This window comes from Variovorax boronicumulans (assembly GCF_019352895.1).
In the GTDB taxonomy this organism is placed as follows: domain Bacteria; phylum Pseudomonadota; class Gammaproteobacteria; order Burkholderiales; family Burkholderiaceae_C; genus Variovorax; species Variovorax boronicumulans_A.
In genome coordinates this window covers 518,253-544,021 of record NZ_JAAAFX010000004.1, presented here as the reverse complement: position 1 = coordinate 544,021, position 25,769 = coordinate 518,253, and the positions used below count along the sequence as shown (strand labels likewise).

The window sequence follows — 25,769 nt, the reverse complement described above, 5'->3', positions numbered from 1 at the left end:
TGCTTCTGCTGGCCGCGCCAGCCCCTTTTTTCGAAGGACCTCGCCATGCCCACCCGCCTCAACGATTTCGGCCAACCCGTCGGTCCCGCGCTGCCCGACTGGACCCCGCATGCCCTGCCGCCGCGCGAAGCCATCGAAGGCCGCTTCTGCCGGGTCGAGCCGCTCGACGCGGCCCGGCATGCCGACGACCTGCACGCCGCCTACGCGCAGGCGCCCGACGGCCGCGACTGGACCTATCTGTCGATCGAGCGCTCCGACGATCCCGCGGCCACGCGCGCCTACGTCGAACGCCTCGCGCAGAGCGCCGACCCCATGCATTTCGCGGTGATCGACCGCGCCAGCGGCCGCGCGGTGGGCACGCTGGCGCTGATGCGCATCGAGCCCGCGCACGGCGTGATGGAGGTCGGCCACGTCACCTTCTCGCCGCTGCTCAAGAAGACGCCGCTGTCGACCGAGGCGCAGTACCTGCTGATGCGCCTGGCCTTCGACACGCTGGGCTACCGCCGCTACGAATGGAAGTGCGACAGCTGCAACGCGCCCTCGCGGCGCGCGGCCCAGCGGCTGGGCTTCCGCTTCGAAGGTATCTTCCGCCAGGTGCTGGTCTACAAGGGCCGCAGCCGCGACACGGCGTGGTTCTCGGTCATCGACAGCGAATGGCCGGCGCTGCGCAGTGCCTTCGAGCGCTGGCTGGCGCCGGACAACTTCGACGCGCAGGGGCGGCAGCGCAGCGCGCTGGAGCGGTTCAGGCCGGCCGACTGAGCGGCTGCACCGAGATCAGGCGCCGGGCTTCTGCGCCTGGTCGCACTGCACCTCGAGGTGCTCGACCTCGTCCAGCGTGGCGCCGATGCGCGCCGCGCTGAGGCAGCCGCCCCAGACGCAGCCGGTGTCGGTCGAGAGCAGGCCAGGCCGGTCGATCCAGCCCAGCGTGGACCAGTGGCCGAAGGCGATGGTGGCGTTGGCCGCGCGGCGCTGCGGCACCTCGAACCAGGGCATGAAGCCGGCCGGCGGGGCGTCGGCGCTGTCCTTGGTGTCGAAGTCCATCACGCCGTCGGCGGTGCAGAAGCGCAAGCGCGTGAGGCCGTTGACGATGGCGCGCAGCCGCGCGGTGCCGGTCAGTGCGTCGTTCCACTGCGCGGGTTCGTTGCCGTACATGGTGCGCACGAACTCGCCCAGCGTCGGGCCGCGCAGCACCGACTCGACTTCCGAGGCCAGCACCAGGGTCTGCGCCACCGACCATTGCGGCAGCACGCCCGCGTGCACCATCAGCAGGTCGCGCCCGCCCACGGTCTGGTGCAACGCCATTGCCTGGTGGCGCAGCCAGTCGATCAGCGCGTCGCGGTCGGGCGCGTCGAGCACGCCGTCGAGCGTGTCCTTGCGGCCCGACTTGCGCGCGCCGTGCGCCACGCCCAGCAGGTGCAGGTCGTGGTTGCCCAGCAGGCTGCGCGCCGCGCCGCCCAGCGCCTGCACCCGTCGCAGCACGTCGGCCGAGGCGGGGCCGCGGTTGACCAGGTCGCCCAGCAGCACCAGCGTGTCGCGGCTGGGGGAGAAGTCGATGCGTTGCAGCAGGCGGCCCAGGGCCTCGTCGCAGCCCTGCACGTCGCCGATCAAGTAAAGTGCCATGTCCCCATTCTCTCCTTCGTTCATGGATGTTTTCCTGCTGGCCTTGCTGACCACGCTCAATGCGCTGTTCGCAATGTCCGAAATGGCCCTTTCCACCAGCCGTCGCGCGCGGCTTGCCGCATTGGCCGAAACAGGAGATGCCGGCGCCGCCGCGGCGCTCAAGCTCATGCAGGACCCGACCCAGTTCCTGTCCAGCGTACAGATCGGCATCACGTCGATCGGCATGCTCAGCGGCATCGTCGGCGAAGCCGCCTTCGCGGCGCCGCTGGCGGTCTGGATGGAAAGCGTGGGCATGGGCGCCGGCACGGCCAGCGTGGCCTCGACCGCGGCGGTCGTGACCTGCATCACCTTCTTCACCATCATCTTCGGCGAGCTGGTGCCCAAGCGCATCGGCCAGCTCTATCCGGAGCCGGTGGCGCGCTTCGTCTCGCGGCCCATGCGGGCGCTGGCCACCGGCGCCAAGCCCTTCGTGCTGCTGCTCTCGGGCGCCACCGCGATGATCCTGAAGCTGCTGCGCATCGACGCCAACGCCGCCCGCACCGTGACCGAAGAAGAGATCTCCGCCAGCCTGGAGGAGGGCGTGGACGCCGGCGTGATCGAGATGCACGAGCACCAGATGGTGCGCAACGTGTTCCACCTCGACGACCGTCGCCTGAGCTCGCTGATGGTGCCGCGCGCCGACATCGAATGGCTCGACGCCACCGACACCGTGGCCGCCAGCCTGCAGAAGGTGGCGGCCGCCGGTGCGCTCAACCTGGTGCATTCCTGGTACCCGGTGTGCCGCAACTCGCTCGACGACGTGGTGGGCGTGATCAGCGTGGCGCACCTGCTGCGGCTCGGCCCGCAGCACGAGGGCACCATCGAGGGCGTGGCGCAGCCCGCCTCCTTCGTGCCCGAGACGCTCACCGGCATGGAACTGCTCGAACAGTTCCGCATGCGCGCCGGCCGGCTGGTGTTCGTGGTCGACGAATACGGCGTGGTGCAGGGCCTGATGACGCCGCGCGACCTGCTCGAGGCCATCACCGGCGAGCTGCAGTCCAACACCACCACCGACGCCTGGGCCCACAAGCGTGAGGACGGTGCCTGGGAACTCGACGGCCTGATGCCGGTATCCGAACTGCGGGCGCGGCTCGCGATCCGCGAGCTGCCCGAGGAAGAACGTGGCCGCTACAACACCGTGGCCGGCCTGCTGATGGCCGTGTCGGGCCAGCTGCCGATCGTCGGCGAGCGCATCGAATGCGCGGGCTGGACCTTCGAGGTCACGGCCCTCGAGGGCCGCCGCATCGACCGCGTGGTGGCCCATGCAAGCACCGAGACCGACGATGGACGATCCTGAATACGAGTACCTCAAGGGCCAGGCCCGACCGGGCTTTCCCGCGCTGTTCGCCGAGTTCGACCGACGCAGCGCCGAGGCGGTGCGCGCGGGCCGCTGCGAACTCGACCTGCGCTACGGCGCGGGCGAGCGCTGCACCTTCGACTTCTTCGACGCCGGCCCCGGCGCCCGAGGCGTGCTGGTGTACCTGCACCCCGGCTACTGGCAGTGGCGCGACAAGGCGGCCTTCCGCTTCGTGGCGCCCTCGCTGGTGCAGCGCGGGCTGCACGTCGCGATGCTCAACTACCCGCTGTGCCCCTCGGTCTCGCTGGCCACGCTGACCGACACGGTGCGCAGCGCCATGCCCGCGGTGCTCGCGCGTGCGGGCGACACGCTGCCGCTGATCGCGGCCGGCCATTCCGCCGGCGGTCACCTGGCGATGGAGCTGGGGCTCACCGACTGGGCCGCGCGTGGCCTGCCGACGGTCGGCGTGGCCGGCGTGGTGGCGCTCAGCGGGCTCTACGACGTTATGCCGCTGGCCCAGACCTCGCTCAACGAGAACCTGCGGCTCGACGCCGACAGCGCGATGGCCGCCTCGCCGCTCTACCGCGCGGTGTCGAACGGCCCGCCGCTGCTGCTGGCGGCCGGGGCCGACGAGACGCCGGCTATGCGCGAACAGAGCCGGCGCATGCACGAGGTCTGGCTGGCCATGGGCAACCATTCCGCGCTGCACTTCGAGCCCGGCACCGACCACTTCAGCCTGCTGCAGCGGCTGGTCGAACCCGAGAGCGCGTTGGGGCGACAGATCGATCTGCTGCTGGAACACGCCCTGAGCTGAGAACGTGCGAAGGAGCCTGCTGCGCACGCCGATCCCGCATCTGCGGTGCTCGGCGCGCGGGCATGCGGTTGCGCTCCGGAACCTCACTCTGGCTGGCGCGGCGCGCTCGCGACGGCTCCTGCACACATTCTGAGCCGTTGAGGCGTACGCGCAACGCTTCGGCGTGCGCAGGGCCGCGGTGGGCGGACCGCTGGATAGAATGCGAATCTTTCTCATTTCAATATTGGTGACGATTCGCATGACGCCACATTTCGCCCGTCGCTCGACGCTTTCCCTCGCACTGGGCCTGCTGTCGCTGCAGGCCACCGCGCAAGGCGCAAGCCAGACCCTGCCCGAGGTGCGTGTCGACGCCAACACCGAGCGCGAGACCGCCACCTCGGCGGTGATCGGCTACCGTGCGAAGAACGCCGCCACCGCGACCAAGACCGACACGCCGCTGGCCGAGACGCCGCAGGCCGTCACCGTCGTGACCCGCGACCAGATCGTCGACCAGGGCGCGACCAGCCTGCAGGATGCGCTGGGCTATGCCGCCGGCGTGCGCTCCGATGCTTACGGCCTCGATGCGCGGACCGACTCGGTGCGCGTGCGTGGCACCAGCCCCGACGTCTACCTCGACGGCCTGCGCCAGGCCTATGGCTACTACACCAGCACCACGCGCACCGAGCCCTACACGCTGGAGCGGCTCGAGGTGCTGCGCGGCCCGGCGGGCATGCTGTTCGGCTCGGGCACCGCGGCCGGCATCGTCAACATGGTCAGCAAACGGCCGCAGACCGAGACGCAGCGCGAGGTCGGCGTGCAGTTCGGCAGCTGGGGCCGCAAGCAGGTCCAGGCCGACCTGACCGGCGCGCTGAGCGCGGACGGCGACTGGTCCTACCGGCTGATCGCGCTGCACCGCCATGCCGACACGCAGGTCGACTTCGTGCCCGACGACCGCAGCCTGATCGCGCCTTCGCTGACCTGGCGGCCCAGCGCCGCCACCTCGCTCACACTGCAGGCGCTGTGGCAGAAGGACAAGACCGGCTCGAGCTCGCAGTTCCTGCCCTGGGAAGGCACCATCCTGCCCAACCCCAACGGCCGCATTCCCGCGAGCCGCTTCATCGGCGAGCCCGGCGACTACTACAACAGCGAGCGCAAGACCTTCGGCTGGCTGTTCGAGCACAAGTTCAACGACACCTGGACGGTGCGCCAGAACTTCCGCCTGGCGCAGAACGAGAACGACAACCGCTACCACTACGGCGACTTCTTCACGATCACCGGCGGCTGGGGCCTGGACCCGGTCAACAAGCGCCTGCTGGGCCGCGTGACCGACAGCTCGGCCACGCGCAACCGCATCGCGGCGCTCGACAATCATGCCGAGGCGCACTTCGCCACCGGCGAGGTGCAGCACACGCTGCTGCTGGGCGCCGACTTCTCGCGCCAGACCGAGAACGTCGCGAGCGGGGCGCTCTATGGGGCGATCGATGCCTACGCGCCGGTCTACGGCAACTTCGTCGAGCCCGTGCGCACCGACCTGCCGCGCACCACCCAGCGCAACATGGGCGTCTATGCGCAGGACCAGATCAAGTGGAAGCAGTGGATCTTCCTGGCCGGCCTGCGCCATGACCGTGCGGTGTCGGGCGCGGCCGGCAGCGAGGACCAGACCACCAGCGCCACCACCAAGCGCTTCGGCGTGATGTATGGGCTGCCCTCGGGCTTCTCGCCCTACCTCAGCTACGCCGAGTCCTTCACGCCGCAGGCGGCGGCCATGGGCCAGACCTTCAAGCCGCTGCGCGGCGAGCAGTGGGAAGTCGGCGTCAAGTACGAGCCCAAGGAGCGTGCGATGGCCTTCAGCGCCGCGGTCTACGACCTGCGCGAGAAGAACCAGATCCTCCAGCCGATGCCGGGTGTCTTCACCCAGCTGGGCGAGACGAAGAACAGGGGCGTCGAGCTCGAGGCCAAGGGCTCGATCGGCCGCGACCTCGACCTGATCGCGAACTACACCTATACCGACGCCGACGCGCAGCTCGAAGGCCTGCCGAAGAACCAGGCCAGCGTCTGGGCCAAGTACCGCTTCGCGCTCGCCGGCACGACCGGCTTCTCGGTGGGCGCGGGCGTGCGCTACCTGAGCAATTTCCGCGACACTTCGGGCGGTGGCTACGGTCCGAACATCCCGAGCGTGGCCTTGCTCGACTTCGTGCTGGCCTACGACACCGCCCAGTGGCGCTATGCGCTCAATGTGAACAACGCCACCGACAAGACCTACTTCAGCACCTGCCTGGCGCGCGGCGACTGCTGGTACGGCAAGGGCCGGGAGGTGGTGGTCAGCGCCACCTACCGTTTCTGATCCGCGACTGAACGACAAAAAAGACCACGATGAACAGCCGAAGAATCAAGACCTGGGCCTGGGTCCACAAGTGGAGCAGCCTGGTCTGCACCGTGTTCATGCTGCTGCTGTGCCTCACCGGGCTGCCGCTGATCTTCCACCACGAGATCGGCCACCTGCTGGGCACCGAGATCGAGGCCCCGAAGATGCCAGCCAGCACGCCGCGCGTGAGCCTCGACCGCGTGCTCGAGGTCGCGAAGTCGAAGCACCCCGATCGCGTGGTGCAGTTCGTCTCGCAGCCGGAGGACGACGACGGCCTGTGGTTCGTCACGCTCACGCCCACGCCCGCCCCCACCGAGGACTTCAAGTCGGTGGCGGTCGACGCGCGCACGGGCGAGGTGCTGGCGCAGCCCAAGTTCGACGAGGGCTTCATGTACGTGATGTTCAAGCTGCACGTCGACCTGTTCGCGGGGCTGCCGGGCAAGCTGTTCCTGGGCTTCATGGGCCTGCTGCTGCTGGTGGCCATCGTCTCGGGCGTGGTGCTCTACGCGCCCTTCATGCGCAAGCTCGAGTTCGGCACCGTGCGCCGCGAGAAGCGCCCGCGCCTCAAGTGGCTGGACCTGCACAATCTGCTGGGCGTCGTCACGCTGGTCTGGGCCTTCGTGGTGGGCTCCACCGGCATGATCAACACCTGGGCCGACCTGGTGATCAAGTACTGGCAGTACGACCAGCTGAGCGCGCTGCTCGCGCCCTACAAGGACCAGCCGGTGGTGACGGTGGGCGAGCGGGCCTCGGTGCAGAAATCGCTGGATGCGGCCTACGCCGTCGCACCGCATTCCAAGCTGTCCTTCATCGCCTTCCCGGGCACCGCCTTCTCGAGCCCGCACCACACGACGGTGTTCCTCAAGGGCAACGAGCCCTTCACCTCGAAGCTGCTGCAGCCGGTGCTGGTCGACGCCAAGACCGCCGAGGTGAGCGCGGCGCCCAAGCTGCCCTGGTACCTGACGGCGCTGCTGGTGTCGCAGCCGCTGCACTTCGGCGACTACGGCGGCATGCCGATGCAGATCCTCTGGGCGCTGCTCGACATCGCCACCATCATCGTGCTGGGCAGCGGCCTCTATCTCTGGCTCAAGCGCGGCAACAGCGTGCCGCTGCCGAAGGCAAGGGAGGCCGGGGCGCCGTCGCCGCAGCAGCCACAGCAAGCCGCCGCCGTGCTGAAGGAGCGCCGCCCATGAACCCGCGTCACGCTTTCTGGCGGCTCTGGGGCTGGCCCCTGGTGATGGGCCTGTTGACCACCGTGGGCCTGATCTCCGCGCTGTTCAGCGACGGCGGCGCGGGCGACATGCTGGCTTGGCTCACGCTGGGCATCCCGGTGGGGGTGTGCATCTGGTTCGGGTGGGTGCGCAAGCGACGCTAGGCCCTGCATTGCGCAACCGGAGGGAACGCCGGCGCCTCGTGCACGCCGGGCATGCATCCTCAGGGGCGCAGCACGATCGCGCCGGTGCTCGCGCGGCGCTCCGCGGCCCGGTGGGCGTCCGCCACCTGGTCGAGGCGGAAGGTCGCCCCGATCGCGGCACGCACGGCACCGCTCTGCATGGCGGCGAACACATCCGCGGCGTTGGCGCGGAAGGTCGCCACGTCGGCGTTGTGCGGAAACACGGACGGTCGCGTGAGGAACAGGCAGCCCTTCTTGTTCAGCAGCTCGGGATCGATGGCGGGTGCAGGCCCCGACGCCGCGCCGAAGAGCACCACCAGGCCGAAAGGCGCCGTGCAATCCAGCGACCCCATGAAGGTGTGCCGGGCCACCGAGTCATAGACCACGCGTGCCTTGCGTCCGTCCATGGCCGCTAGGACCTGGGCCACCCAGTCGGGCTGTGAATAGTCGATCGCAGCGTCGCAGCCGGCGGCCAGCGCCGCCGCGCACTTGGCCGGCGAACCGGCGGTGCCGATCACGGTGGCGCCCAGCGCCTTGGCCCAGCCGCTGAGGATCTGCCCGACGCCGCCCGCCGCGGCGTGGACCAGCACCACGTCGCCCGGCTGCACGGCGTGGGTCTTCTTCACCAGGTACTGCGCCGTCATGGCCTTGAAGAACACGGCTGCGGCGTCCTCGTCGCCGATGCCGGCCGGAATCTTCACCAGCTTGCTGGCCGCGACATTGCGCCGGTCCGCGTAGGCGCCCACACCGGCGTTCATGTAGACGACGTGGTCGCCCACCGCCAGGTCGCTCACGTCCGCGCCCAGGGCTTCCACCACGCCGGCGGCTTCATGCCCGAGCCCGGTCGGTGTCGGCAGCGGGTACTTGCCGGCGCGCTGGTAGATGTCGATGTAGTTGAAGCCGATCGCGGTCTGGCGCAGCTGGACTTCGCCCGGGGAGGGCGGCGGCAGGTCGAGCCGTTCGAGGCGCATGACCTCCGGTCCGCCGAATTCTGTGAGCCGGATGGCGTGTGCAACGGTCATGGAAGATTCGCTCCTGTGGTGGAATGGCCGGCGCCTGTCTTCGTCAGGTGTCGACGGCAGGCCTCGGTCCCTCGGGGATGGGCCGAATTCTTGCAGGACTTGCCGGTGTGTGCTTGGGGCCCGGCAGGCCTTCCGGCGCGCGAACCGACGCCCTACCGGAGTCCGGCCTGGATGTGCCTCAGGTTCGAGAGCCAGGCGCGGTAGTCTTCATCGTCCTCGCCCAGCTCCGCCCAGGTGTCGTGTCCGTCCGCTTCCGGGTCGTCGAGGATGGCCTGGAGCGCATCGATGGCGGCTTGCTTGAGCGCGGCCGGCGGTGCCGCCTTTCCGGCACACCACTCGGCCACGTCCGGGTGCAGGTCGGCGCCGTCGCTGCCGTTGAGCAATGCCAGCACCGCGCCGGCGGCGACGACGCTTTCCGTCGAGCCGGAAGCCAAGGTCTGCTGGATGAACGGCAGCGCGCTGGGGGCTTCGCGCAGTTCGCCAAACCAGTCCAGCGCATCGTCGTTGCCAAAGCTGTCGGTAGACCACGTGCCCATTTCAAACGCCCCTCTCGGTGTGTGGATGCGAAAGCACGCAGCCTAGCATCCGACGCATGACGCGACGCCGTCGGCGCCGGGCGGCCGGGCCGCAGACGCCGGTGGCGTGGATCGATGGAGGACGCCATCGAGGCACTGCGTGCGGCCGGATACCATTCGTCGCGACGAACTCTGCTGCCTTGGTGCAAGCGACGACATGCGACAAGTCTTCTATTACGCGTTGATGCTCCTGCTCGGATTCGCCTGGTACCGGTTCGGGCAGCGGCTGATCCGCAAGGGCTATCGCGATGAGCGCGGTGAACTCACCGAAGGGATGATGGGCCCGCTCGGGCTGCTGCTGGTGTCGGGGGTGCTCTGCGTGCTCTTCTTCTCCTTGTTGCGCGCCTTGATCCGGCGCGAGATTCAATGCCTCGGCAAAGGCTGCCATGGGCAGATATACACCCTCGCGGCCCATGCGGCCGACTACTGGGCCAACATGTTCTTCCTGTTGTGGATGGTGCTGGGCCTGGGCTATGCGATCTACGTGACGCTCAAGATCTGGTTCCTGCGCTAGATGTGAAGGAGCCAAGATTGCAAGTCAAAAGAGTGGTCATCAATGTCAAGGCGCTCGATCTCGACCGGGCGCGGTCCTTCTATCAGGACGTCCTGGGGCTCGAGCTTCTGATGGACCATGGCTGGATACGAACCTATGGCTCCCAGGTCCGGATGAGCGTTCAGCTGAGCTTCGCCACGGAAGGCGGCTCCGGCACGCCCGTACCGGACCTGTCGATCGAAGTGGACGATGCGGACGTCGCACTCCAGCGCATGAAGGCGGCGGGCTTCGCCATCGAATACGGGCCGGTGGACGAGCCCTGGGGCGTGCGCCGGTTCTTCGTTCGCGACCCCTTCGGCCAACTGGTCAACATCCTTTCGCACAGCTGAGTGCGGTCCGGGAGATGGCCCCCTGGCGCCGGTCCTGAGCGGCAAGCGCTGAAAGCCGCCGGGGGCGTCCAGAGGCGACCGGTTCCGACGCGGCAAGAGGCGTGCCGCGAATGGTTAGCATGCCCCTGTTGCCCTGCGTAGCTGATGGAGCCGCCATGTTCGAACTGTCCACCCTCGTGTCCTATACCGCCGTCGTGATCGGCCTGTTCCTGATCCCGGGGCCGGCCGTGCTGCTGGTCTTCATGCGAACCGCGCAAGGCGGGCGTTCCGTCGGCATCGCGACGGGCCTGGGCATCGCCTGCGGCGACTTTGTCCATGCCATGGCCGCCGCCGTGGGCCTGTCGGCGATCCTGATGACATCGGCACTGGCCTTCAACATCGTCAAGCTCGTCGGTGCGGGCTACCTGATCTGGCTGGGCGTCCAGGCACTCCTCGAGAAGGCCGGTGATCCGCAAGTCGAAGCAGTGCGGCCCCGTGTCACCGCGAAACAGGCCTTCCTGCAAGCCATTCCCGCCGAGGTGTTGAACCCGAAGACGGCGTTGTTCTTCCTTGCCTTCCTGCCGCAGTTCGTGCATCCGGGGCACGGGTCGACCTTCGCGCAGTTCGCTGTCCTGGGCCTGATCTTCGTCGCACTGAGCGCGCTCTATTCCACCCTGCTCGCGCTGTCCGTGCGCCCCCTGGGCCGCGTGCTGGGCCGGCTCGCCTGGCTGAACCGCTGGAAGGGAAAGATCGTCGGCACGATCTTCATCGGCCTCGGCCTGAAGGTGGCCGTCCAGCAGCGCTGAAGCAGGGCCTGATTCGGCCGCGACGGTCGTCCGCAGGCACCTGAGCGTGCGTCGCCGCGGCGCATCGGGCGGGCCGCATGCCGTCGACACGGTGATCCGTGCCGTGTTGGCGCCAGACGGGCCAGTGGCGGATCCAGACGCCGGAGAACGTCACCCTGACACAGGCGCCGGGCGTCAACCAAGGTCGCCTACACGTTTTCGGGTGCGGCCCCCTCCACGCGAAAAACACACACTTCGACACGTTGCGAAATCCATTGGATCTGATGGTTCTCCATGTCGACGGTCACTTGTCCAGACAGGGCACCTGGCTTCTGACCTGGCGGCAGTGTCTGCGCCGCGCCCCAGCCGGGAGCACCCCTCGTCAGTCGCCGTCCTGCGCCACGCACACCGTATCGCGCCCCGCCTGCTTGGCCCTGAGCATCGCGAGATCCGCGCGGTGCAGCGTCTGCGCGACGGATTCGCCCTCGCGCAGGCCGGCAATGCCGGCCGAGACCGTCAACTGCCCGTCGGGCCGCGGCACCGCGGCCAGCAGGGTGCGCAGGCGGTTCGCCAGGGCCAGGGCCCGGTGTTCGTCCTGATCGGGCAGCAGCACGCAGAACTCCTCGCCGCCCAAGCGGCCGAACACGTCGCTGTCGCGCAATGCCTGCTGCAGCACCTCGGACATGCCGCGCAGCACGGCGTCGCCGGCCGCATGGCCGTGGCCGTCGTTGAGGCGCTTGAAATGGTCGATGTCCAGGTACAGCAGCGTGAGCGACGCGGCCGACGCACGGGCCCGAAGCGCGGCCTTGTCGGCCTGCCGCAGGAACTCGGCCCGGCTGAGCGCGCCGGTCAGCGTGTCGGTGAGGGACAACTCGGCCAGCCGGCATTCCTGGTCGAAGGCGCGGCGCTGGAAGTCCTGTATGCGCAGGTGGCTGACGAAGCTGGTCACCAGGGCCATTGCCGCGAACAGCACGCAGAACACGGTGTCGGTGCGGCTGGCTGCGTGATCGAGCACGAAGGGCAGGAAGAAGACATAGCAGGCCAGCGCGCCACCGATCCATTGGCCCAGCGTGATCCAGAAGAAGCTGGTGGCGAGCACGACGATGGTCGCCGCCGGCAGGAAGTAGATCAGCGGTTGGTCGGTGCCCAGCGCACCCAGGTAGCTGTTGAAGCTGACCGTGGCAATGGTGGCCATGCAGGCGGCGCCGTAGGCCCGCACCGATGGGGCCCGGACGATCATGTAGGCGAAGAGCGCCGTCAGCGGCAGCAGCAGCACGCGCAGCCAGAGGTGTTCCGGCGTGGGGACCAGCAGCCGCGCCAGCAGCACGACCGTCGAGCCCAGCACCGCCGTCGCACCCATCTCGATGGCCGTGGCCTGCAGGCGCCGGAGCGTCTGTTCGCGGTAGGCGTTCTTGCGGTCGGCGGCGACGGTCGCTTCAGATCGCAAGGGCACTGCGCACCTCGCACGACAGCACGTCGATGGCGCCGCCGCCCGGTCGCAGGCAGGGATGGCGCAAAAAGGCGTCTTTCATTCGAGCGGGAAGTCCTCGTCCATTGCCAGGATCGGCAGCCCCGAAGCATACCGAGGGCGCAGGACGAGGTGGCGACCGAAGGCCGACGGTCGCCTCAGGCGCGTGCGGGCGTCACTCGACCTTGACGCCTGCCGCCTTGATCACCTGCGCCCACTTCTCGACCTCGGCCTTCTGGAAGCTCGCGATCTGGGTGGGCGTCATGTCCGCCGGTTCCATGCCGAAGCCCTTCATCTTCTCTTGCATGTCGGGCTGTGCGAGGATGGTGCGGATCTCCTTGTGCAGCCGGTCGACGATCGGCGCCGGCGTGCCGGCCGGCACGAAGATCGCCTGCCACGACACGACCTCGAAATCGGTCAGGCCCTGCAGCCCCGACTCGGCGATCGTCGGCACGTCGGGCAGCGACGCGAGCCGCTTGGCCGAGGTCACGGCGATGGCGCGCAGCTTGCCGCTCTGGATGTGCGGCGCGGCCACCACCGTGGTGTCGAACATCATGTCGACCTGGCCGCCGATCACGTCCTGGATCGCCGGGCCGCTGCCCTTGTAGGGCACATGGGTGAACTTCACGCCCGACTTGAAGGCCAGCAGTTCCAGCGACAGGTGCTGCGAGGTGCCGGTGCCCGCCGAGGCCGAGGACAGGCCGCCGGCCTTGGCCTTGCTCGCCTCGAGCACGTCCTTGAGCGTCTTGTAGGGGCTCGCGGCGTTGACCACCAGCACCACGGGGTTGGTGCCGATCAGCGTGACCGGCGCGAAGGACTTGACCGGGTCGTAGCCGATCTTCGGGTACAGGCTCACGTTGATGGCATGCGAGCTGATCGTGCCGCCCAGCATCGTGTAGCCGTCGGGCGCTGCGCGCGAGGCGATCTCCGAGCCCACGCTGCCGCCCGCGCCGCCGCGGTTGTCGATCACGACGCTGGTGCCCAGCACCATGCCCAGCTTCTGGCTGATCAGCCGGCCCAGCACGTCGGTCGTGCCGCCGGCCGGGAAGGGCACCAGGTAGGTGATGGCCTTGCCGGTGGGCCAGCTGCCTTGTGCGAAAGCGGCGGGCAGGGCGCCGGCGGCGAGGCCGGCGATGGCGGTCTGGATGAGGGTGCGGCGTTGCATGGTCTTGTCTCCGTTCAATGGTCGAGAAAGGCCCGCAGACGCGACGCGCCTGAGGGGTTGTGCCGTGTTGTTCTAGGTCTTCGGCACGCGGTGCGTGGAGCCGGTCAGGGCTTGAGATTCAGCTTGGTGATCAATGTCTTGAAGTAGATGTTGTCCTTGGCCAGCGTCTCCTTGAACACCGCGCCGTCGGTGTAGACGTAGCCCAGGTTCTGCTTGTCCATCACCTCGTGCATCAGCGGCTCGGCGGCGGTCTTGGCGGCGATCTCGCGCAGCCGCGCCATCACTTCGGGTGGCGTGTTCTTGGGCGCGCCGAGGCCGCGCCAGGTGCCGATCGACAGGTCGATGCCGCGCTCCTTGGCGGTCGGCACCTTCTCGAAGCCCTTGACGCGCTTGTCGGCCATCACCATCAGCACCTTGAGCTTGCCGCCCTGCACATGCGTCGTGACCTCGGCCGGGCTCACGGCCACGGCCTCGATGTGGCCGCCCAGCAGCGCCAGCACCGCGGGCGCCGCGCCCTGGAACGGGATGTGGTTGAACCTGGTGCCGGTCTTGTCCTCCAGCGCGGCCGCGGCCAGGTGCCAGATCGAGCCGTTGCCGGAGTTGCCCACGCGGATGCTCTCGGGCGCCTTCTTCGCATCGGCCAGGAACTCTTCCACCGTGTTCCACGGCGCATCGGACTTCACCGTGATCGCGGCCGGGTCGGCGTTGAGCTGCGCGATGGGCTGGAAGTCGTCGTAGTTGAACTTGGCCAGGCCCAGGTGCGGCAGCGTGAGCAGCTCGACCGTGAGCACCGCCAGCTTGTAGCCGTCGGGGCGGGCGTTGATCACCTCGGTCCAGCCGATCGCACCGCCGGCGCCGGGCCGGTTGACGATCACGATGCTCTGGTCGATGTGCTTGCGGCTCGCGTCGGCGAAGGCGCGCGCCAGGCCGTCGGTGCCGCCGCCGGGCTGGTAGGGCACCAGCAGCTCGATGGTGCGCGTCGGGAACTTGGTGGCCTGCGCGGCGGCCGGCGCGGCGGCGCCCAAGGCCAGCGCGGCGAGGGCGGACAGCGCGGCGATGCGGCGCAGGAAGGGATGCGGTGTCATGGGTCTGTCTCTGCTGTTGGAATGAAGAAAGGAAGCGGTGTGCCTCAGGGCATGTACTGCCCGCCGTTGACCTCGAGGACCTGGCCCGTCACGTAGCCCGAGAGCTGTGCTGAGGCGAGGTAGAGGAAGGCGCCGGTGCAGTCGTCGGGCTCGCCGATGCGGCCCATCGGGATGCCGGCCTTGAAGGACTCGAGGATCGCGGGCGTGGAGAAGCGGTCCTGAAAGGGCGTCTGGATCACGCCCGGCGCCACCGCGTTGACGCGGATGTGATCGGGCGCGAGCTCCTTGGCCAGGCCGTGCGTGACCGTGCTCACGAAGCCCTTGGCGCCTGCATAGAGGTAGGCGCCCGGCCCGCCGCCGGTGCGCGCGGCCACCGAGGACACGTTGACGATGCTGCCGCGCTGGCCGCGGGCGCGCATCAGCGGCACCACCTCGCGGCAGAAGGCCAGCACCGAGCGCGCATTGATGTGCAGCACCTCGTCGAACAGCGCGTCGTCGAACTCGGCGATGGGTGCGCGTTTCACCAGACTCCCGGCGTTGTTCACCAGCACGTCGATGCCGCCCAGCCGCGCGTTCGTGTCGCGCACCACGCGCGCGATGGCGGCCGAGTCGCGCACATCGCCCTGGATCGCGAAGGCCTCGCCGCCGGCCCGGACGATGGTGTCGACCACGGCCTGCGCCGGCCCGGCCGACTGGTTGTAGTGCACCGCCACGCGCATGCCGCGCGCGCCGTAGGCGATGGCCACGGCGGCACCGATGCCGGTGCTGGCGCCGGTGACGAGGGCGGTCTTGCCTTGAAGGTCTTCCATCTTTTCTTCCTTGTGAATTCAGGTCACGGGTGCGGGGTTGAACAGCACCAGCGCGTTGTGCAATTTCCAGTGCTCGGCCCAGGTCTTCTGGCGGCCGCTGGCCACGTCGAGCATCAGCCGGAACATCTCCCAGCCCACGTCCTCGATGCTGGCCTCGCCGTCGGCGATGCGGCCGGCGTTGATGTCCATCAGGTCGTGCCAGCGGCGCGCCAGGTCGCTGCGGGTCGCGACCTTGATCACCGGCACCTCGGCCAGGCCGTACGGCGTGCCGCGGCCGGTGGTGAACACGTGCAGGTTCATGCCCGCGGCCAGCTGCAGCGTGCCGCAGATGAAGTCGCTCGCGGGCGTGGCCGCGTAGAGCAGGCCCTTCTGCCGGGCCTTCTCGCCCGGCGGCACCACGCCCGAGATCGGCGCGCTGCCGCTCTTGACGATCGAGCCCATGGCCTTCTCGACGATGTTCGACAGCCCGCCCTTCTTGTTGCCCGGCGTGGTGTTGGCGCTGCGGTCGACCCGGCCCTTGTCGAGGTAGGCGTCGTACCAGGCCATCTCGCGGATCATGGCTTCGGCCACCGCGGGCGTGCTGGCGCGCGAGGTCAGCTGGTCGATGCCGTCACGCACCTCGGTCACTTCCGAGAACATCACGGTCGCGCCCGCGCGCACCAGCAGGTCGGTGCAGAAGCCGACGGCCGGGTTGGCGGTCACGCCTGAAAAAGCGTCGCTGCCGCCGCACTGCACGCCCACCACCAGCTCGCTCGCGGGCACGGTCTCGCGCCGGCGGGCGTCGAGGCGTTCGAGGTGTTCCTCGGCCTGGCGCAGGATCGCATCGACCATCGACATGAAGCCCACGTGCGCCTCGTCCTGCAGGCAGACCACGTCGAGATTGGCGTCGGCGCTGTCGCCCACGTCGGCCACGTTGCGTTCGTCGATCAGCGGGATGGTGCCGGGCGGCATCAGGCGCTCGGGCTGCAGCTTTTCGCAGCCCAGGCTGATCACCATGACCTCGCCGCCGAAGTTGGGGTTGAGGCTGATGTTGCGCAGCGTGCGGATCGGAATGATCGCGTCGGGCGCATCGATGGCCACGCCGCAGCCGTAGCCGTGCGCCAGGGCCACCACGCCGTCGACGTTCGGGTACTTCGGCAGCAGCTCGGCGCGGATGCGCTGCACCGCGAAGTCGACCACGCCGGCCACGCACTGCACGGTCTGCGTGATGGCCAGCAGGTTGCGCGTGCCGACCGAGCCGTCGGGGTTGCGGTAGCCCTCGAAGCTGTAGCCCTCCAGTGGCGGCATCGCCGGCGCCGTCACGGTGGCGATGGGCAGGCCCTCGAGCGAGCGCGCCTCGGGCATCCGCAGCAGCCGCTCGTGCACCCAGCTGCCCGCGGGGATGGGCTTCAAGGCATAGCCGATGGGCACGTCGTAGCGCCGCACCGCGCCGCCTTCGGGGATGTCCTCGAGCGCGACCTTGTGGGCCTGCGGCACCTTGTCGACCAGCACCAGGCCCGACGCGAACACCGTGCCCGCGGGCAGGCCGCCGTCGTTGGCCACGATCGCGACGTTGTCGCGTTCGTGCATCTTGATGGACAGGGGCGGCTTCACTTGACCACCATGAAGAGGCTGGGGAGCCAGGTGGAGAAGGCCGGCACGAAGGTCACCAGGCCCAGCGCGAAGATCAGCGCGCCGTAGAAGGGCCAGATGGTGCGCATCACCGTGCCCACCGACACGCCGCCGATCGCGCAGCCCACGAACTGCGTGGTGCCCACGGGCGGGGTGTTCAGGCCCAGCGCGCAGTTGATCAGCATCACGATGCCGAACTGCACCGAGGTCATGCCGTACTGCTGCGCGATGGGCAGGAAGATCGGCGTGCACAGCAGGATGGTCGCGGCCATGTCGAGGAAGGTGCCCAGCACGAACAGGATCACGTTGATCATCAGGAAGATGACCCAGGGCGTGCTGGTGATCTGCGACAGCATCTGGCCGGTGAGCTCGGCCACGCCGTAGAGGCTGATCAGGTAGCCGAAGGTGCTCGAGATGCCGATCAGCAGCAGGATCACGCCGGTGGTGCGCACCGCCTTCGAGGCGGCCTTGATGAAGTGCTCCCACTTGAGCGTGCGGTACAGCAGGATGGTCAGCGCCAGCGCGTAGAGCACGGCCACCGCGGCAGATTCGGTGGCGGTGAAGATCCCCGAGAGAATGCCGCCCAGGATCAGCACCACGATGAACAGGCCGGGCAGCGCCGCCGCGAAGGAACGCGCCACGATGGCCCAGCCCGGGAAGGTGCCCTTGGGGTAGCCGCGCTTGACCGCCACCAGGTAGGCGGCCGCGAGGTTGCTCAGCGTGAGGATCACCGCCGGCAGCAGCGCCGCCAGGATCAGCGCCGCGATCGACACCTTGCCGCCCGCCGCGAGCGAATAGATGATCAGGTTGTGGCTGGTCGGCATCAACGCGCCGACGAGCGCCGCATGGGTCGTCACGTTGACCGCGTAGTCGGCGTGGTAGCCCTCCTTCTTCATCATCGGGATCATCACCGCGCCCATGGCCGAGACGTCGGCCACGGGCGAGCCCGAGACGCCGCCGAACAGCGTGCAGGCCACCACGTTCGACATGCCCAGCCCGCCGCGCACATGGCCCACCAGGTTGCGCGCGAAGTCGACGATGCGGTCGGCGATGCCGCCGTAGAGCATGAGCTCGCCGGCGAAGATGAAGAAGGGGATCGCCAGGAAGGAGAAGATGCCCATGCCCGAGGTCATCTGCTGGAAGCCCACCGCGAGCGGCAGGCCTTCGTAGGCCAGCGTGGCCAGGGCCGACAGCCCGATCGAGAACGCGACCGGCACGCCCAGCAGCAGGAACAGCGTGAAGGAGATGCAGAGAATCAGCAGAGGGATGGTCATGCGGTCAGGCCCATGCAGGTTCGACTTCGCGGCCTTGAGCGAGCGCGATGATGTGTTCGATCGAGAACATCACGATCAGCACGCCGGAGATCGCGGCCGGCACGTACTTCCAGCCTTCGGAGATCCACAGCGTGGGCAGTCGGTAGTCCCATACCGACTCGGCGAGCGAGGCGCAGTTCCAGGCCATGGCGGCGCCGAAGACCAGCACCAGCGCGTGGATCAGGTATTCCATCTTCAGGCGCAGCCCGTCGGGTGCGAGCACGAGGAAGGACTCGAGCCCGATGTGGCCTGCGTCGCGCACGCCGACGGCCACGCCGAACATCGTGACGTAGAGCACCAGCAGCAGCGCCAGGCTCTCGGCCCAGGTGGGCGTGTTGTTCATGACGTAGCGGCCGAAGACCTGCCAGCTCACGGCGCAGATCACCGCGACGAGACCGACGATGCCCAGCCACATGCAGGCACGCGCGAGCGTGCGGCAAATCTTGGTGTACATGGTTGTGTTCCTTGTCTTGCGCCCTCCCCCTCTGGGGGAGGGCAGGGGTGGGGGCCTGCGGCGTCTCCATTGCAACGCGGCAAAGCCCCCATCCCGACCTTCCCCCGGCGGGGGAAGGAGCCAGGTGCTACTTCGTGTCCTGCACCCGCTTGACCAGGTCCTTCAACTTCGCGTCGGTGATGAACTTGTCGTACACCGGCTTCATCGCGGCCTGGAACGGGGCCTTGTCGACGTCGATGATTTCCGCGCCGCCGGCCTTTACCGTGGCCAGCGACTTGATCTCGCGCTCTTCCCACTGCTTGCGCATGTAGGGCACCGACTCCTTGGCGGCCTGGCGGATCCAGCCCTGCTCCTGCGGCGTGAGCTTGTCCCACACGCGCTTGGAGAACAGCAGCATCTCGGGCGCCATCGAGTGCTCGGTCTTGCTGTAGTACTTGGCGACCTCGAAGGCGCGTGCGCTCTCGTAGGTGGGGTAGTTGTTTTCGGCGGCGTCGATCAGGCCGGTCTTGAGGCCGGTGTAGACCTCGCCCATGGGCATCGGCGTGGCGTTGGCGCCCATGGCCTCGAGCATCGAGACCCACAGGTCGGACTGCTGCACGCGCACCTTCAGGCCCTTCATGTCGGCGAAGCTGCGCACCGGCTTCTTGGCGGTGAACATCGAGCGTGCGCCGCTGTCGTAGTAGGCCAGGCCGATGAAGCCCTGCTTCTCGCAGCTCTTGAGGATCTCCTCGCCGATCGGGCCGTCGAGCACCTTGTGCAGGTGGTCGACCGAGCGGAACAGGAAGGGCATGGTCGGCACCTGCGTCTCGGCGCAGATGTTGTTCATGGGGGCGATGTTCACGCGCACCATCTGCAGCGCGCCGATCTTGGTCTGCTCGATGGTGTCCTTCTCGTTGCCGAGCGAACTGTTGTTGTAGACCTTGATGCTGTGCTTGCCGCCCGACAGCGCCTTCAGGCGCTCGCTCATGAACTTGACCGCGGTCACGGTTGGATAGTCGTCGGGGTGGATGTCGGCCGAGCGGAACTCGGTGGCGTGGGCGCCGCTGCCGATGAGCGCTGCGCCGGCACAGGCGGCGAGCGCGATCAATGTGCGTCGGATGGTCATTTGTCTTCCTCTTGCTCTCGTTGGTGGAATCGAAAAAACGGGGGCCGCTAGAAGGCGCAGGCCGGCTCGGGCAGGCCGCGCACGCCGGGGCGCAGCGCGAACACGCCGCCGGCCAGCGGCTGGTCGGCCACGTCGCCGCCGGGGCGGATCGAGGTGACGTAGAGCGTGTCGAGCCCGGCGCCGCCGAAGGCGCACATCGCGGGCTTCTTCACCGGCACGGCGAGCGAACGGTCGAGCTTGCCGGCGGGCGTGAAGCGGTGCACCAGCCCGGCATCGTTGCCGCAGATCCAGTAGCAGCCGTCGGCGTCGACCGCCGCACCGTCGGGCCGGCCGGGCAGCGGCTTCATGTCGACGAACAGGCGGCGGTGGTGCGGCGTGCCGGTGTCGGGGTCGTAGTCGAAGGCCCAGATCGCCTGTACCGAGGGATGCGAATCGGACAGGTACATCGTGCGGCCGTCGGGGCTGAAGCCCAGGCCGTTGGGCACGATCAGTTCGTCGAGCTGCAGCCGCAGCGCGGCCTCGGCGTTGACGTCGCTCTGGTAGCGGTAGACGCGGCCGATGCTGCGGCCGGCCGCCATGTCCATCAGCATCGTGCCGGCCCAGAAGCGGCCCTGGCGGTCGCAGCGGCCGTCGTTGAAGCGCATGCCGTGCGCGGCGTGCACCGCATGGGCCAGCGGTGTCGAGGCGAGCGTGCCGTCGTCCCGCGTGGCGAGCGCGAACAGCCCGCTCTCCATGCCCGCGATCCACTGGCCCGGATGGCCCGCGCGCGGCGCGATGCAGGCCAGCATCTCGTCGCCGGTCCATCTGCTGTGCACGCCGCTGTCGGGGTCGAGGCGATGCAGTTGCCTGGCCGGGATGTCGACCCAGTAGAGCGCTTGTTCGGCTGCATGCCAGACCGGGCTTTCGCCCGTGGCATTGCGGCTGTCGAGGACGAGTTCGGCTTGCATGGGTGTGCTCGCCTCGGGCTCAGTCGCCGAATGGACCCTGGGCGGTGAAGGCGCCGCCCTGGTAGATCGCGTTCGGGTCGTTCGGCGCCACCGGCGGCTGCGCCTCGACCGTGGCGCGGAAGACTTCCGAGCCGTCCTGCGGCACGAAGCCCAGGTGCGCGGCCGCGGCGTTGTCCCACCACACATCGCGGTTGGCCGACATGCCGTAGACGACGGTGTGCTTCACGCCGGGCGTGAACAGCGCCTTCTCGATCAGCGTCGTCAGGTCGCGGTAGCTGAGCCAGGTGCTCATCATGCGGCGGTTGAGCGGCTCGGGGAACGAGGAGCCGATGCGGATGCTCACGGTCTCGATGCCCCAGCGGTCGAAGTAGAACTGCGCCAGGTCCTCGCCGAAGGACTTCGACAGGCCGTAGTAGCCGTCGGGCCGGCGCGTGGCGTGCGCGTCGATGTGCTCGCTCTGCTTGTAGAAGCCGATCACGTGGTTCGAGCTCGCGAACACCACGCGCTTCACGCCGTGGCGGCGCGCGGCCTCGTAGAGGTGGAAGGTGCCCTTGATGTTGGCCTCGAGCACCTCCTCGAAGGGCCGCTCGACCGACACGCCGCCGAAGTGCGCGATGGCGTCGCAGCCCTGCACCAGCGCATCGACCGCCGCCTTGTCCGCCAGGTCGCAGTGCACGACTTCTTCGTTTTCACCGCTTGCCGGCGCCATGCCCGCGATGTCGGACAGCCGCAGCACCGCGGCCGAAGGCTTGAGCGATTCGCGCAGCACCTTGCCGAGCCCGCCGGCAGCGCCGGTCAGCAGCAGCCGACCCAGTTCCTTGGCCATGTCGTGGGGTCCTCAGGCGGGCTTGAACACCGTGGCCGGCAGGTCGCGGCCGTGGTACTTCTTGTAGATGGTGTTGAGCTTGCCGTTCTTGATGTTGGTCGCGACCCAGCCGTCGACCCATTCCTTGAGCTTGGGGTTGCCCTTGTTCATCGTGATGCCCAGGCCCGAGTCGAGCTGCGAGAACTTCATCTCGTAGTTCTTGCCCGGCGCGCGCTTGTTGACCTCGCCCATGTTCGAGGGCGTGCTCGAGAAGATGTCGACCTGGCCGGTCACCACCGAGGTGATGAGCGTGGCGTCGTCTTCATAGCGCATGATTTCCGCGCCCTTGGCTTCGCGGGTCGTGATGGTGTCGTTGGTGGTGGCGCGCGTGAGGCCGATGCGCTTGCCGTTCAGGTCGGCGTAGCTGGCGATCTTCATGTCCTTGGGCGCGGCCACCATGATGGTGATGGCCGAGTAGGGGATCGAGAAGTCCACCACCTTGGCGCGCTCCTCGGTGATCGACAGGCTGGAGATGACCACGTCGGCGCGCTGCGCCTGCAGCGTCGGGATGCGCGCCGCGGTGTTGATCGGCACGATCTCCAGCTTCACGCCCAGGTCCTTGGCGAGTTGGGTGGCGGTGTCGACGTCGGAACCGGTCGGCTGCATGTTGGCGTCGGTGTAGCTGAACAGCGGCGTGCCGATGGCGATGGCCACGCGGATCGTGCCGGCCTTCTTGATGTCGTCGAGCTGGTCGGCCAGGGCCGCCTGGGCGATGCCGCCCGCGAGGGCCAGCGCGATGCAGCTGCGGGTGAAGAGGGTGCCGAGTTTCATGAAAGTCTCCTGGAATGGATGGGGAGGAAGCGAAATGAACCGGGCGGCCTGTTCAGAGCCCGTTGTTCAGGAAGGCATGCAGCTCCGGCGTCTTGGGCGCGTCGAGCATCTCGCCCGTACCGGTTTCCCACACGGTGCCCTGGTGCATGTAGATGATCCGGTCGGCCACGCGCTTGGCGAAGGCCATCTCGTGCGTGACCAGCAGCATGGTCATGCCGCCGGCCGCAAGGTCTTCCATCACGCGCAGCACCTCGCCCGTGAGTTGCGGGTCGAGCGCCGAGGTGACTTCGTCAAACAGCATGACCTTGGGCGACATGGCCAGCGAGCGCGCGATGGCCACGCGCTGCTGCTGCCCGCCGGAGAGTTGTTCGGGGTAGGCGTCGGCCTTCTCCAGCAGGCCCACCTGGTCGAGCACGCGCAGCGCGACGGCGCGTGCTTCGCCGCGCGACTGCTGCTTCACGTGGCGCAGCGCCAGCATGATGTTCTCCTGCACCGAGAGGTGGGGGAAGAGGTTGTAGCTCTGGAACACGATGCCCACTTCGAGCCGCAGCTTCTTCAGGTCGACGTCCGGGCTGTCGACACGGATGCCGCAGACCTCGATGCTGCCCTGGTCGATGACCTCGAGCCGGTCGATGCAGCGCAGCGCCGTGCTCTTGCCCGAGCCGCTGGCGCCGATGATGGCGATCATTTCGCCCTTGGCGACCTCGAAGGACACGCCCTTGAGCACCTGGTTGGCGCCGAAGCGCTTGTAGACCTGGTCCAGCTTGACGATGGGCGAACCGCTGGCCGCATGGGGCGCCTCGCCGCCTCCCGCTGGGGCGGCGAGGTCGACCTGGGCGCGGGCCGGCGACGGTTTATCGATTGGCGACATTGAGTTTCTTCTCCATCGCTTCGCTCCAGCGCGACAGCGGATAGCACAGGGCGAAATAGAAGGCGCCGACCAGGAAGAACACCAGGAAGGGCTGGAAGATGGTGTTGTTGATGATCTGGCCGGCGCGCGTGAGCTCGACGAAGCCGATCACCGAGGCCAGCGAGGTCATCTTGATGATCTGCACCAGGAAGCCGACGGTGGGCGGCAGCGACAGGCGCACGGCCTGCGGGATGATCACCAGGCGCAGCGTCTGCCAGCGCGAGAAGGCCAGGCATTCGGAGGCCTCCCACTGCGGCTTGGGCATGGCCTCGATGCAGCCGCGCCAGATGTCGCCCAGGTAGGCGCTCACGTAGATCATCATCGCCAGCCCGGCCGCCACCAGCGAAGGCAGCGAGAGCCCGTACACCGACAGGCCGAAGTACACGATGAACAGCAGGATCAGCAGCGGAATGCCCTGGATGCACTCGATGTAGATCAGCGCGGCCCAGCGCAGCCAGGCGCGCGGCGAGATGCGCGCGAGCATCAGGCCGAAGCCTCCGATCGCGCCGAGCGCGAAGGCCAGCGCCGAGAGCATCAGCGTCCAGCCGATGGCCTGAACCAGATACAGCAGGTGCGTGAAGGTGAAGCTGCCGAAGCTCATGGGCGCACCTCCGCGCTTCGCGCTGCGGTACAAGCGCCTTCGGGCGGCCGTGCGGCGTGCACGATCACCTCCGCACTTCGCGCTGCGGTGCAAGCGCCTTCGGGCGGCCGTGCGGCGCTCATGCCGCGCCTCCGTGGACGGCAACGGTGGCTGTGGAGCCGGCGGGCTGGAACTTGCCGGCCTGCGCGGCCGCACGGCGCACCACGCGGCGGCGGCGGAACAGGTACTCGCCCAGGGCCCAGGTCACGAGCTTGATGAACAGCGACAGCACCAGGTACAGCGCCGCGACCACGATGTAGGTCTCGAGCGAGCGGAAGGTGTCGGACTGCACGGTGTTGGCGATGGCCGTGAGTTCTTCTGCCGAGATCTGCGAGGCCATGGCCGAGGCCTGCATCATCAGCAGGAACTGGCTCGTGAGGGCCGGGTAGACCTTCTCGATCGAGGGCTGCAGCATCACGTGCCAGCCGATGCGCCACTTCGAGAGGCCCAGGCATTCGGCGGCCTCGATCTGGCCGCGCGGTACCGACTCCAGGCCGGCGCGGATGATCTCGGCCGCATAGGCCGCGATGTTGATCACCATCGCGAGCACCGCGGCCGCGAAGGTGGGCATGCGCACGCCGAAGCTGGCCAGGCCGAAGTACAGCAGGAAGATCTGCACCAGGAAGGGCGTGTTGCGCACGATCTCGATGTAGAGGCTGCAGACGCGTGCCAGCGGCTTGATCCGGCTGCGCTTGGCGAAGGCCACCAGCGTGCCGATGGCGACGCCGATGATCACCGCCAGCGCGGTCATCTTGAGCGTCAGCCAGGCGCCATTGACGAAGACCGGCCAATAGGGGGCCAGCGGAGCGAAGTCGAGGGAGTACTTCATGGGGGTGCCGAGCGGAACTGCCGAGACGCTTCAACGGCCTTGACGACCTGCGACGCGGCTTTCAAAGAGGTCTGGGTGGTATGTCATCTGTTGTCGTACAACTTGCTGTCGATTATCATCGTGACCATGGTTCAGTCGATTGCGGGTAATCCCTTGGCGTCAGGCATGCCGCCGGAAGTCGATTCCGGCGGGGGTGCGGCGGGGGCTGCTTTCGCGGGCCGTCCGCGCCAGCGCGGCCGCGGCCTGGCGCACGGGCTGGTGGAAGACCTGGGCGAGAAGATCCGCAGCCAGCTGCTGCGGCCGGGCGACAAGCTGCCGACCGAGTCGGCCATCATGCAGAGCTTCGGCGTGAGCCGCACCGTGGTGCGCGAGGCCCTGTCGAAGCTGCAGGCCGCGGGCCTGGTCGAGACCCACCACGGCATCGGCACCTTCGTGCTGCAGCCGCGCGCGGGCAGCGTGTTCCGGCTCGATGCGGGCGACATCGCGACCTCGGTCGACGTGCTGGCGGTGCTCGAGCTGCGCATCAGCCTCGAGACCGAATCCGCTGGCCTGGCCGCGAGCCGCCGCACCGAGGAACAGCTGCAGGCCATGCGCCAGGCACTCGACGATTTCGAGCGCAACGTGGCGGTGGCGGGCGACACCGTGGCGCCGGACTTCCGCTTCCACCTGCAGATCGCGCAGTCCACGGGCAACCCCTATTTCGCGGACATCATGAGCCACCTCGGCACCACGATCATCCCGCGCACCCGCATCAACGCCATCCGCACGCTGGACCGCAGCGGGGCCTACCTGAGCCGCGTCAACCGCGAGCACGAAGAGATCTACGCAGCCATCGCGCGGCGCGACCCCGAGTCGGCGCGCGCGGCGATGCGCATCCACCTGACCAACAGCCGCGAGCGGCTGCGCATCGCGCAGGAAGAAGCGGCGCAGCGGGTCGAGCAGGACGCGGCGGCAGCCACCCCTCCAGTGCGCGGCTGAAGCCGTGTTTTTCCCGTGCGTCGCGCGGGCCCAGGCTGGACAAGTCATTTCTTCAGTTGTACGATGACT

At 68.4% G+C, this 25,769-nt stretch carries 27 protein-coding genes; 10 read left to right on the top strand and 17 right to left on the bottom strand.

All coding sequences use genetic code 11. The features are described 5' to 3' along the window. Nucleotides 1–45: 45 nt before the first annotated feature. A complete protein-coding gene (locus tag K0H49_RS04125; protein WP_219209855.1) occupies nucleotides 46–759 on the top strand; it encodes a GNAT family N-acetyltransferase in 714 nt (237 codons plus the stop codon). A 15-nt stretch (nucleotides 760–774) separates the two neighbouring features. Here K0H49_RS04125 and K0H49_RS04120 read toward each other — a convergent pair whose 3' ends face one another. Then, the gene (locus tag K0H49_RS04120) at nucleotides 775–1,620 is read right to left on the bottom strand and encodes a symmetrical bis(5'-nucleosyl)-tetraphosphatase (RefSeq protein WP_219209854.1); all 846 of its coding nucleotides are present in this window, start codon (nucleotides 1,618–1,620) and stop codon (nucleotides 775–777) included. Nucleotides 1,621–1,642: 22 nt separating this feature from the next. Here K0H49_RS04120 and K0H49_RS04115 point away from each other — a divergent pair, with 22 nt between their 5' ends. The 5 genes from K0H49_RS04115 to K0H49_RS04095 all read left to right on the top strand — a co-directional run bounded on the left by K0H49_RS04115 (nucleotide 1,643) and on the right by K0H49_RS04095 (nucleotide 7,489). Further along, complete coding sequence (locus tag K0H49_RS04115) at nucleotides 1,643–2,956, top strand: hemolysin family protein (RefSeq protein WP_219213016.1); 1,314 nt, start codon at nucleotides 1,643–1,645, stop codon at nucleotides 2,954–2,956. Then, complete coding sequence (locus K0H49_RS04110) at nucleotides 2,943–3,770, top strand: alpha/beta hydrolase (protein ID WP_219209853.1); 828 nt, start codon at nucleotides 2,943–2,945, stop codon at nucleotides 3,768–3,770. The genes K0H49_RS04115 and K0H49_RS04110 overlap by 14 nt, the downstream gene beginning before the upstream one ends. A 238-nt stretch (nucleotides 3,771–4,008) precedes the next feature. Further along, entirely contained in the window at nucleotides 4,009–6,093 is a 2,085-nt protein-coding gene (locus K0H49_RS04105; RefSeq protein ID WP_219209852.1) for a TonB-dependent siderophore receptor, read from the top strand. Between the two features lie 29 nt (nucleotides 6,094–6,122). After that, on the top strand, nucleotides 6,123–7,307 hold the full coding sequence (locus K0H49_RS04100) for a PepSY-associated TM helix domain-containing protein (protein WP_219209851.1): 1,185 nt from the start codon (nucleotides 6,123–6,125) through the stop codon (nucleotides 7,305–7,307). Next, a complete protein-coding gene (locus K0H49_RS04095; RefSeq protein WP_219209850.1) occupies nucleotides 7,304–7,489 on the top strand; it encodes a hypothetical protein in 186 nt (61 codons plus the stop codon). Before K0H49_RS04100 ends, K0H49_RS04095 begins: the two co-directional genes overlap by 4 nt. Nucleotides 7,490–7,548: 59 nt before the next feature. On the opposite strand, the gene K0H49_RS04090 is transcribed toward K0H49_RS04095, so the two are convergent. After that, nucleotides 7,549–8,529 (bottom strand): quinone oxidoreductase family protein, encoded by a 981-nt coding sequence (locus K0H49_RS04090; RefSeq protein WP_219209849.1) that lies wholly within the window; start codon nucleotides 8,527–8,529, stop codon nucleotides 7,549–7,551. Nucleotides 8,530–8,681: 152 nt separating this feature from the next. After that, entirely contained in the window at nucleotides 8,682–9,065 is a 384-nt protein-coding gene (locus K0H49_RS04085; protein WP_219209848.1) for a DUF4259 domain-containing protein, read from the bottom strand. A 196-nt stretch (nucleotides 9,066–9,261) separates the two neighbouring features. Between K0H49_RS04085 and K0H49_RS04080 the strand changes: the two genes are divergently transcribed. The 3 genes from K0H49_RS04080 to K0H49_RS04070 all read left to right on the top strand — a co-directional run bounded on the left by K0H49_RS04080 (nucleotide 9,262) and on the right by K0H49_RS04070 (nucleotide 10,771). Further along, a complete protein-coding gene (locus tag K0H49_RS04080; RefSeq protein ID WP_219209847.1) occupies nucleotides 9,262–9,618 on the top strand; it encodes a hypothetical protein in 357 nt (118 codons plus the stop codon). Nucleotides 9,619–9,635: 17 nt separating this feature from the next. Next, on the top strand, nucleotides 9,636–9,986 hold the full coding sequence (locus tag K0H49_RS04075; protein WP_219209846.1) for a VOC family protein: 351 nt from the start codon (nucleotides 9,636–9,638) through the stop codon (nucleotides 9,984–9,986). A gap of 155 nt (nucleotides 9,987–10,141) precedes the next feature. Further along, nucleotides 10,142–10,771 carry a LysE family translocator gene (locus tag K0H49_RS04070; RefSeq protein ID WP_219209845.1) on the top strand — a complete coding sequence of 210 codons (630 nt, stop codon included), beginning with the start codon at nucleotides 10,142–10,144 and terminating at the stop codon, nucleotides 10,769–10,771. A 361-nt stretch (nucleotides 10,772–11,132) separates the two neighbouring features. Here the strand turns inward: K0H49_RS04070 and K0H49_RS04065 are convergent, their stop codons facing one another. The 14 genes from K0H49_RS04065 to K0H49_RS04000 form a co-directional block, all read right to left on the bottom strand. Then, complete coding sequence (locus K0H49_RS04065) at nucleotides 11,133–12,197, bottom strand: GGDEF domain-containing protein (RefSeq protein WP_219209844.1); 1,065 nt, start codon at nucleotides 12,195–12,197, stop codon at nucleotides 11,133–11,135. Nucleotides 12,198–12,393: 196 nt separating this feature from the next. Continuing rightward, entirely contained in the window at nucleotides 12,394–13,383 is a 990-nt protein-coding gene (locus K0H49_RS04060; protein WP_219209843.1) for a Bug family tripartite tricarboxylate transporter substrate binding protein, read from the bottom strand. Between the two features lie 104 nt (nucleotides 13,384–13,487). Then, the gene (locus K0H49_RS04055) at nucleotides 13,488–14,468 is read right to left on the bottom strand and encodes a tripartite tricarboxylate transporter substrate binding protein (protein ID WP_219209842.1); all 981 of its coding nucleotides are present in this window, start codon (nucleotides 14,466–14,468) and stop codon (nucleotides 13,488–13,490) included. Between the two features lie 44 nt (nucleotides 14,469–14,512). Further along, nucleotides 14,513–15,277, bottom strand: coding sequence for an SDR family NAD(P)-dependent oxidoreductase (locus K0H49_RS04050; protein ID WP_219209841.1), 765 nt, complete (start codon nucleotides 15,275–15,277; stop codon nucleotides 14,513–14,515). Nucleotides 15,278–15,295: 18 nt separating this feature from the next. Further along, the gene (garD, locus tag K0H49_RS04045) at nucleotides 15,296–16,846 is read right to left on the bottom strand and encodes a galactarate dehydratase (protein WP_219213014.1); all 1,551 of its coding nucleotides are present in this window, start codon (nucleotides 16,844–16,846) and stop codon (nucleotides 15,296–15,298) included. A gap of 20 nt (nucleotides 16,847–16,866) precedes the next feature. After that, complete coding sequence (locus tag K0H49_RS04040) at nucleotides 16,867–18,162, bottom strand: TRAP transporter large permease (RefSeq protein WP_219209840.1); 1,296 nt, start codon at nucleotides 18,160–18,162, stop codon at nucleotides 16,867–16,869. Between the two features lie 4 nt (nucleotides 18,163–18,166). Then, nucleotides 18,167–18,655: a TRAP transporter small permease gene (locus K0H49_RS04035; RefSeq protein ID WP_219209839.1), complete on the bottom strand. Its 489-nt coding sequence runs from the start codon at nucleotides 18,653–18,655 to the stop codon at nucleotides 18,167–18,169. A 127-nt stretch (nucleotides 18,656–18,782) separates the two neighbouring features. Further along, complete coding sequence (locus K0H49_RS04030; RefSeq protein WP_183024009.1) at nucleotides 18,783–19,760, bottom strand: TRAP transporter substrate-binding protein; 978 nt, start codon at nucleotides 19,758–19,760, stop codon at nucleotides 18,783–18,785. 47 nt (nucleotides 19,761–19,807) lie between these two features. Continuing rightward, nucleotides 19,808–20,707: an SMP-30/gluconolactonase/LRE family protein gene (locus tag K0H49_RS04025; RefSeq protein ID WP_219209838.1), complete on the bottom strand. Its 900-nt coding sequence runs from the start codon at nucleotides 20,705–20,707 to the stop codon at nucleotides 19,808–19,810. Nucleotides 20,708–20,726: 19 nt separating this feature from the next. Beyond that, a complete protein-coding gene (locus K0H49_RS04020) occupies nucleotides 20,727–21,533 on the bottom strand; it encodes an NAD-dependent epimerase/dehydratase family protein (protein WP_219209837.1) in 807 nt (268 codons plus the stop codon). A 12-nt stretch (nucleotides 21,534–21,545) separates the two neighbouring features. Continuing rightward, the gene (locus tag K0H49_RS04015; protein WP_219209836.1) at nucleotides 21,546–22,343 is read right to left on the bottom strand and encodes a transporter substrate-binding domain-containing protein; all 798 of its coding nucleotides are present in this window, start codon (nucleotides 22,341–22,343) and stop codon (nucleotides 21,546–21,548) included. A 52-nt stretch (nucleotides 22,344–22,395) separates the two neighbouring features. Continuing rightward, on the bottom strand, nucleotides 22,396–23,214 hold the full coding sequence (locus K0H49_RS04010) for an amino acid ABC transporter ATP-binding protein (protein ID WP_219209835.1): 819 nt from the start codon (nucleotides 23,212–23,214) through the stop codon (nucleotides 22,396–22,398). Then, entirely contained in the window at nucleotides 23,198–23,854 is a 657-nt protein-coding gene (locus K0H49_RS04005; protein WP_219209834.1) for an amino acid ABC transporter permease, read from the bottom strand. Before K0H49_RS04005 ends, K0H49_RS04010 begins: the two co-directional genes overlap by 17 nt. 118 nt (nucleotides 23,855–23,972) lie before the next feature. Beyond that, complete coding sequence (locus K0H49_RS04000) at nucleotides 23,973–24,722, bottom strand: amino acid ABC transporter permease (RefSeq protein ID WP_219209833.1); 750 nt, start codon at nucleotides 24,720–24,722, stop codon at nucleotides 23,973–23,975. A 165-nt stretch (nucleotides 24,723–24,887) separates the two neighbouring features. Between K0H49_RS04000 and K0H49_RS03995 the strand changes: the two genes are divergently transcribed. Then, on the top strand, nucleotides 24,888–25,700 hold the full coding sequence (locus K0H49_RS03995) for a FadR/GntR family transcriptional regulator (RefSeq protein ID WP_257624579.1): 813 nt from the start codon (nucleotides 24,888–24,890) through the stop codon (nucleotides 25,698–25,700). The last annotated feature ends 69 nt before the right edge of the window (nucleotides 25,701–25,769 follow it).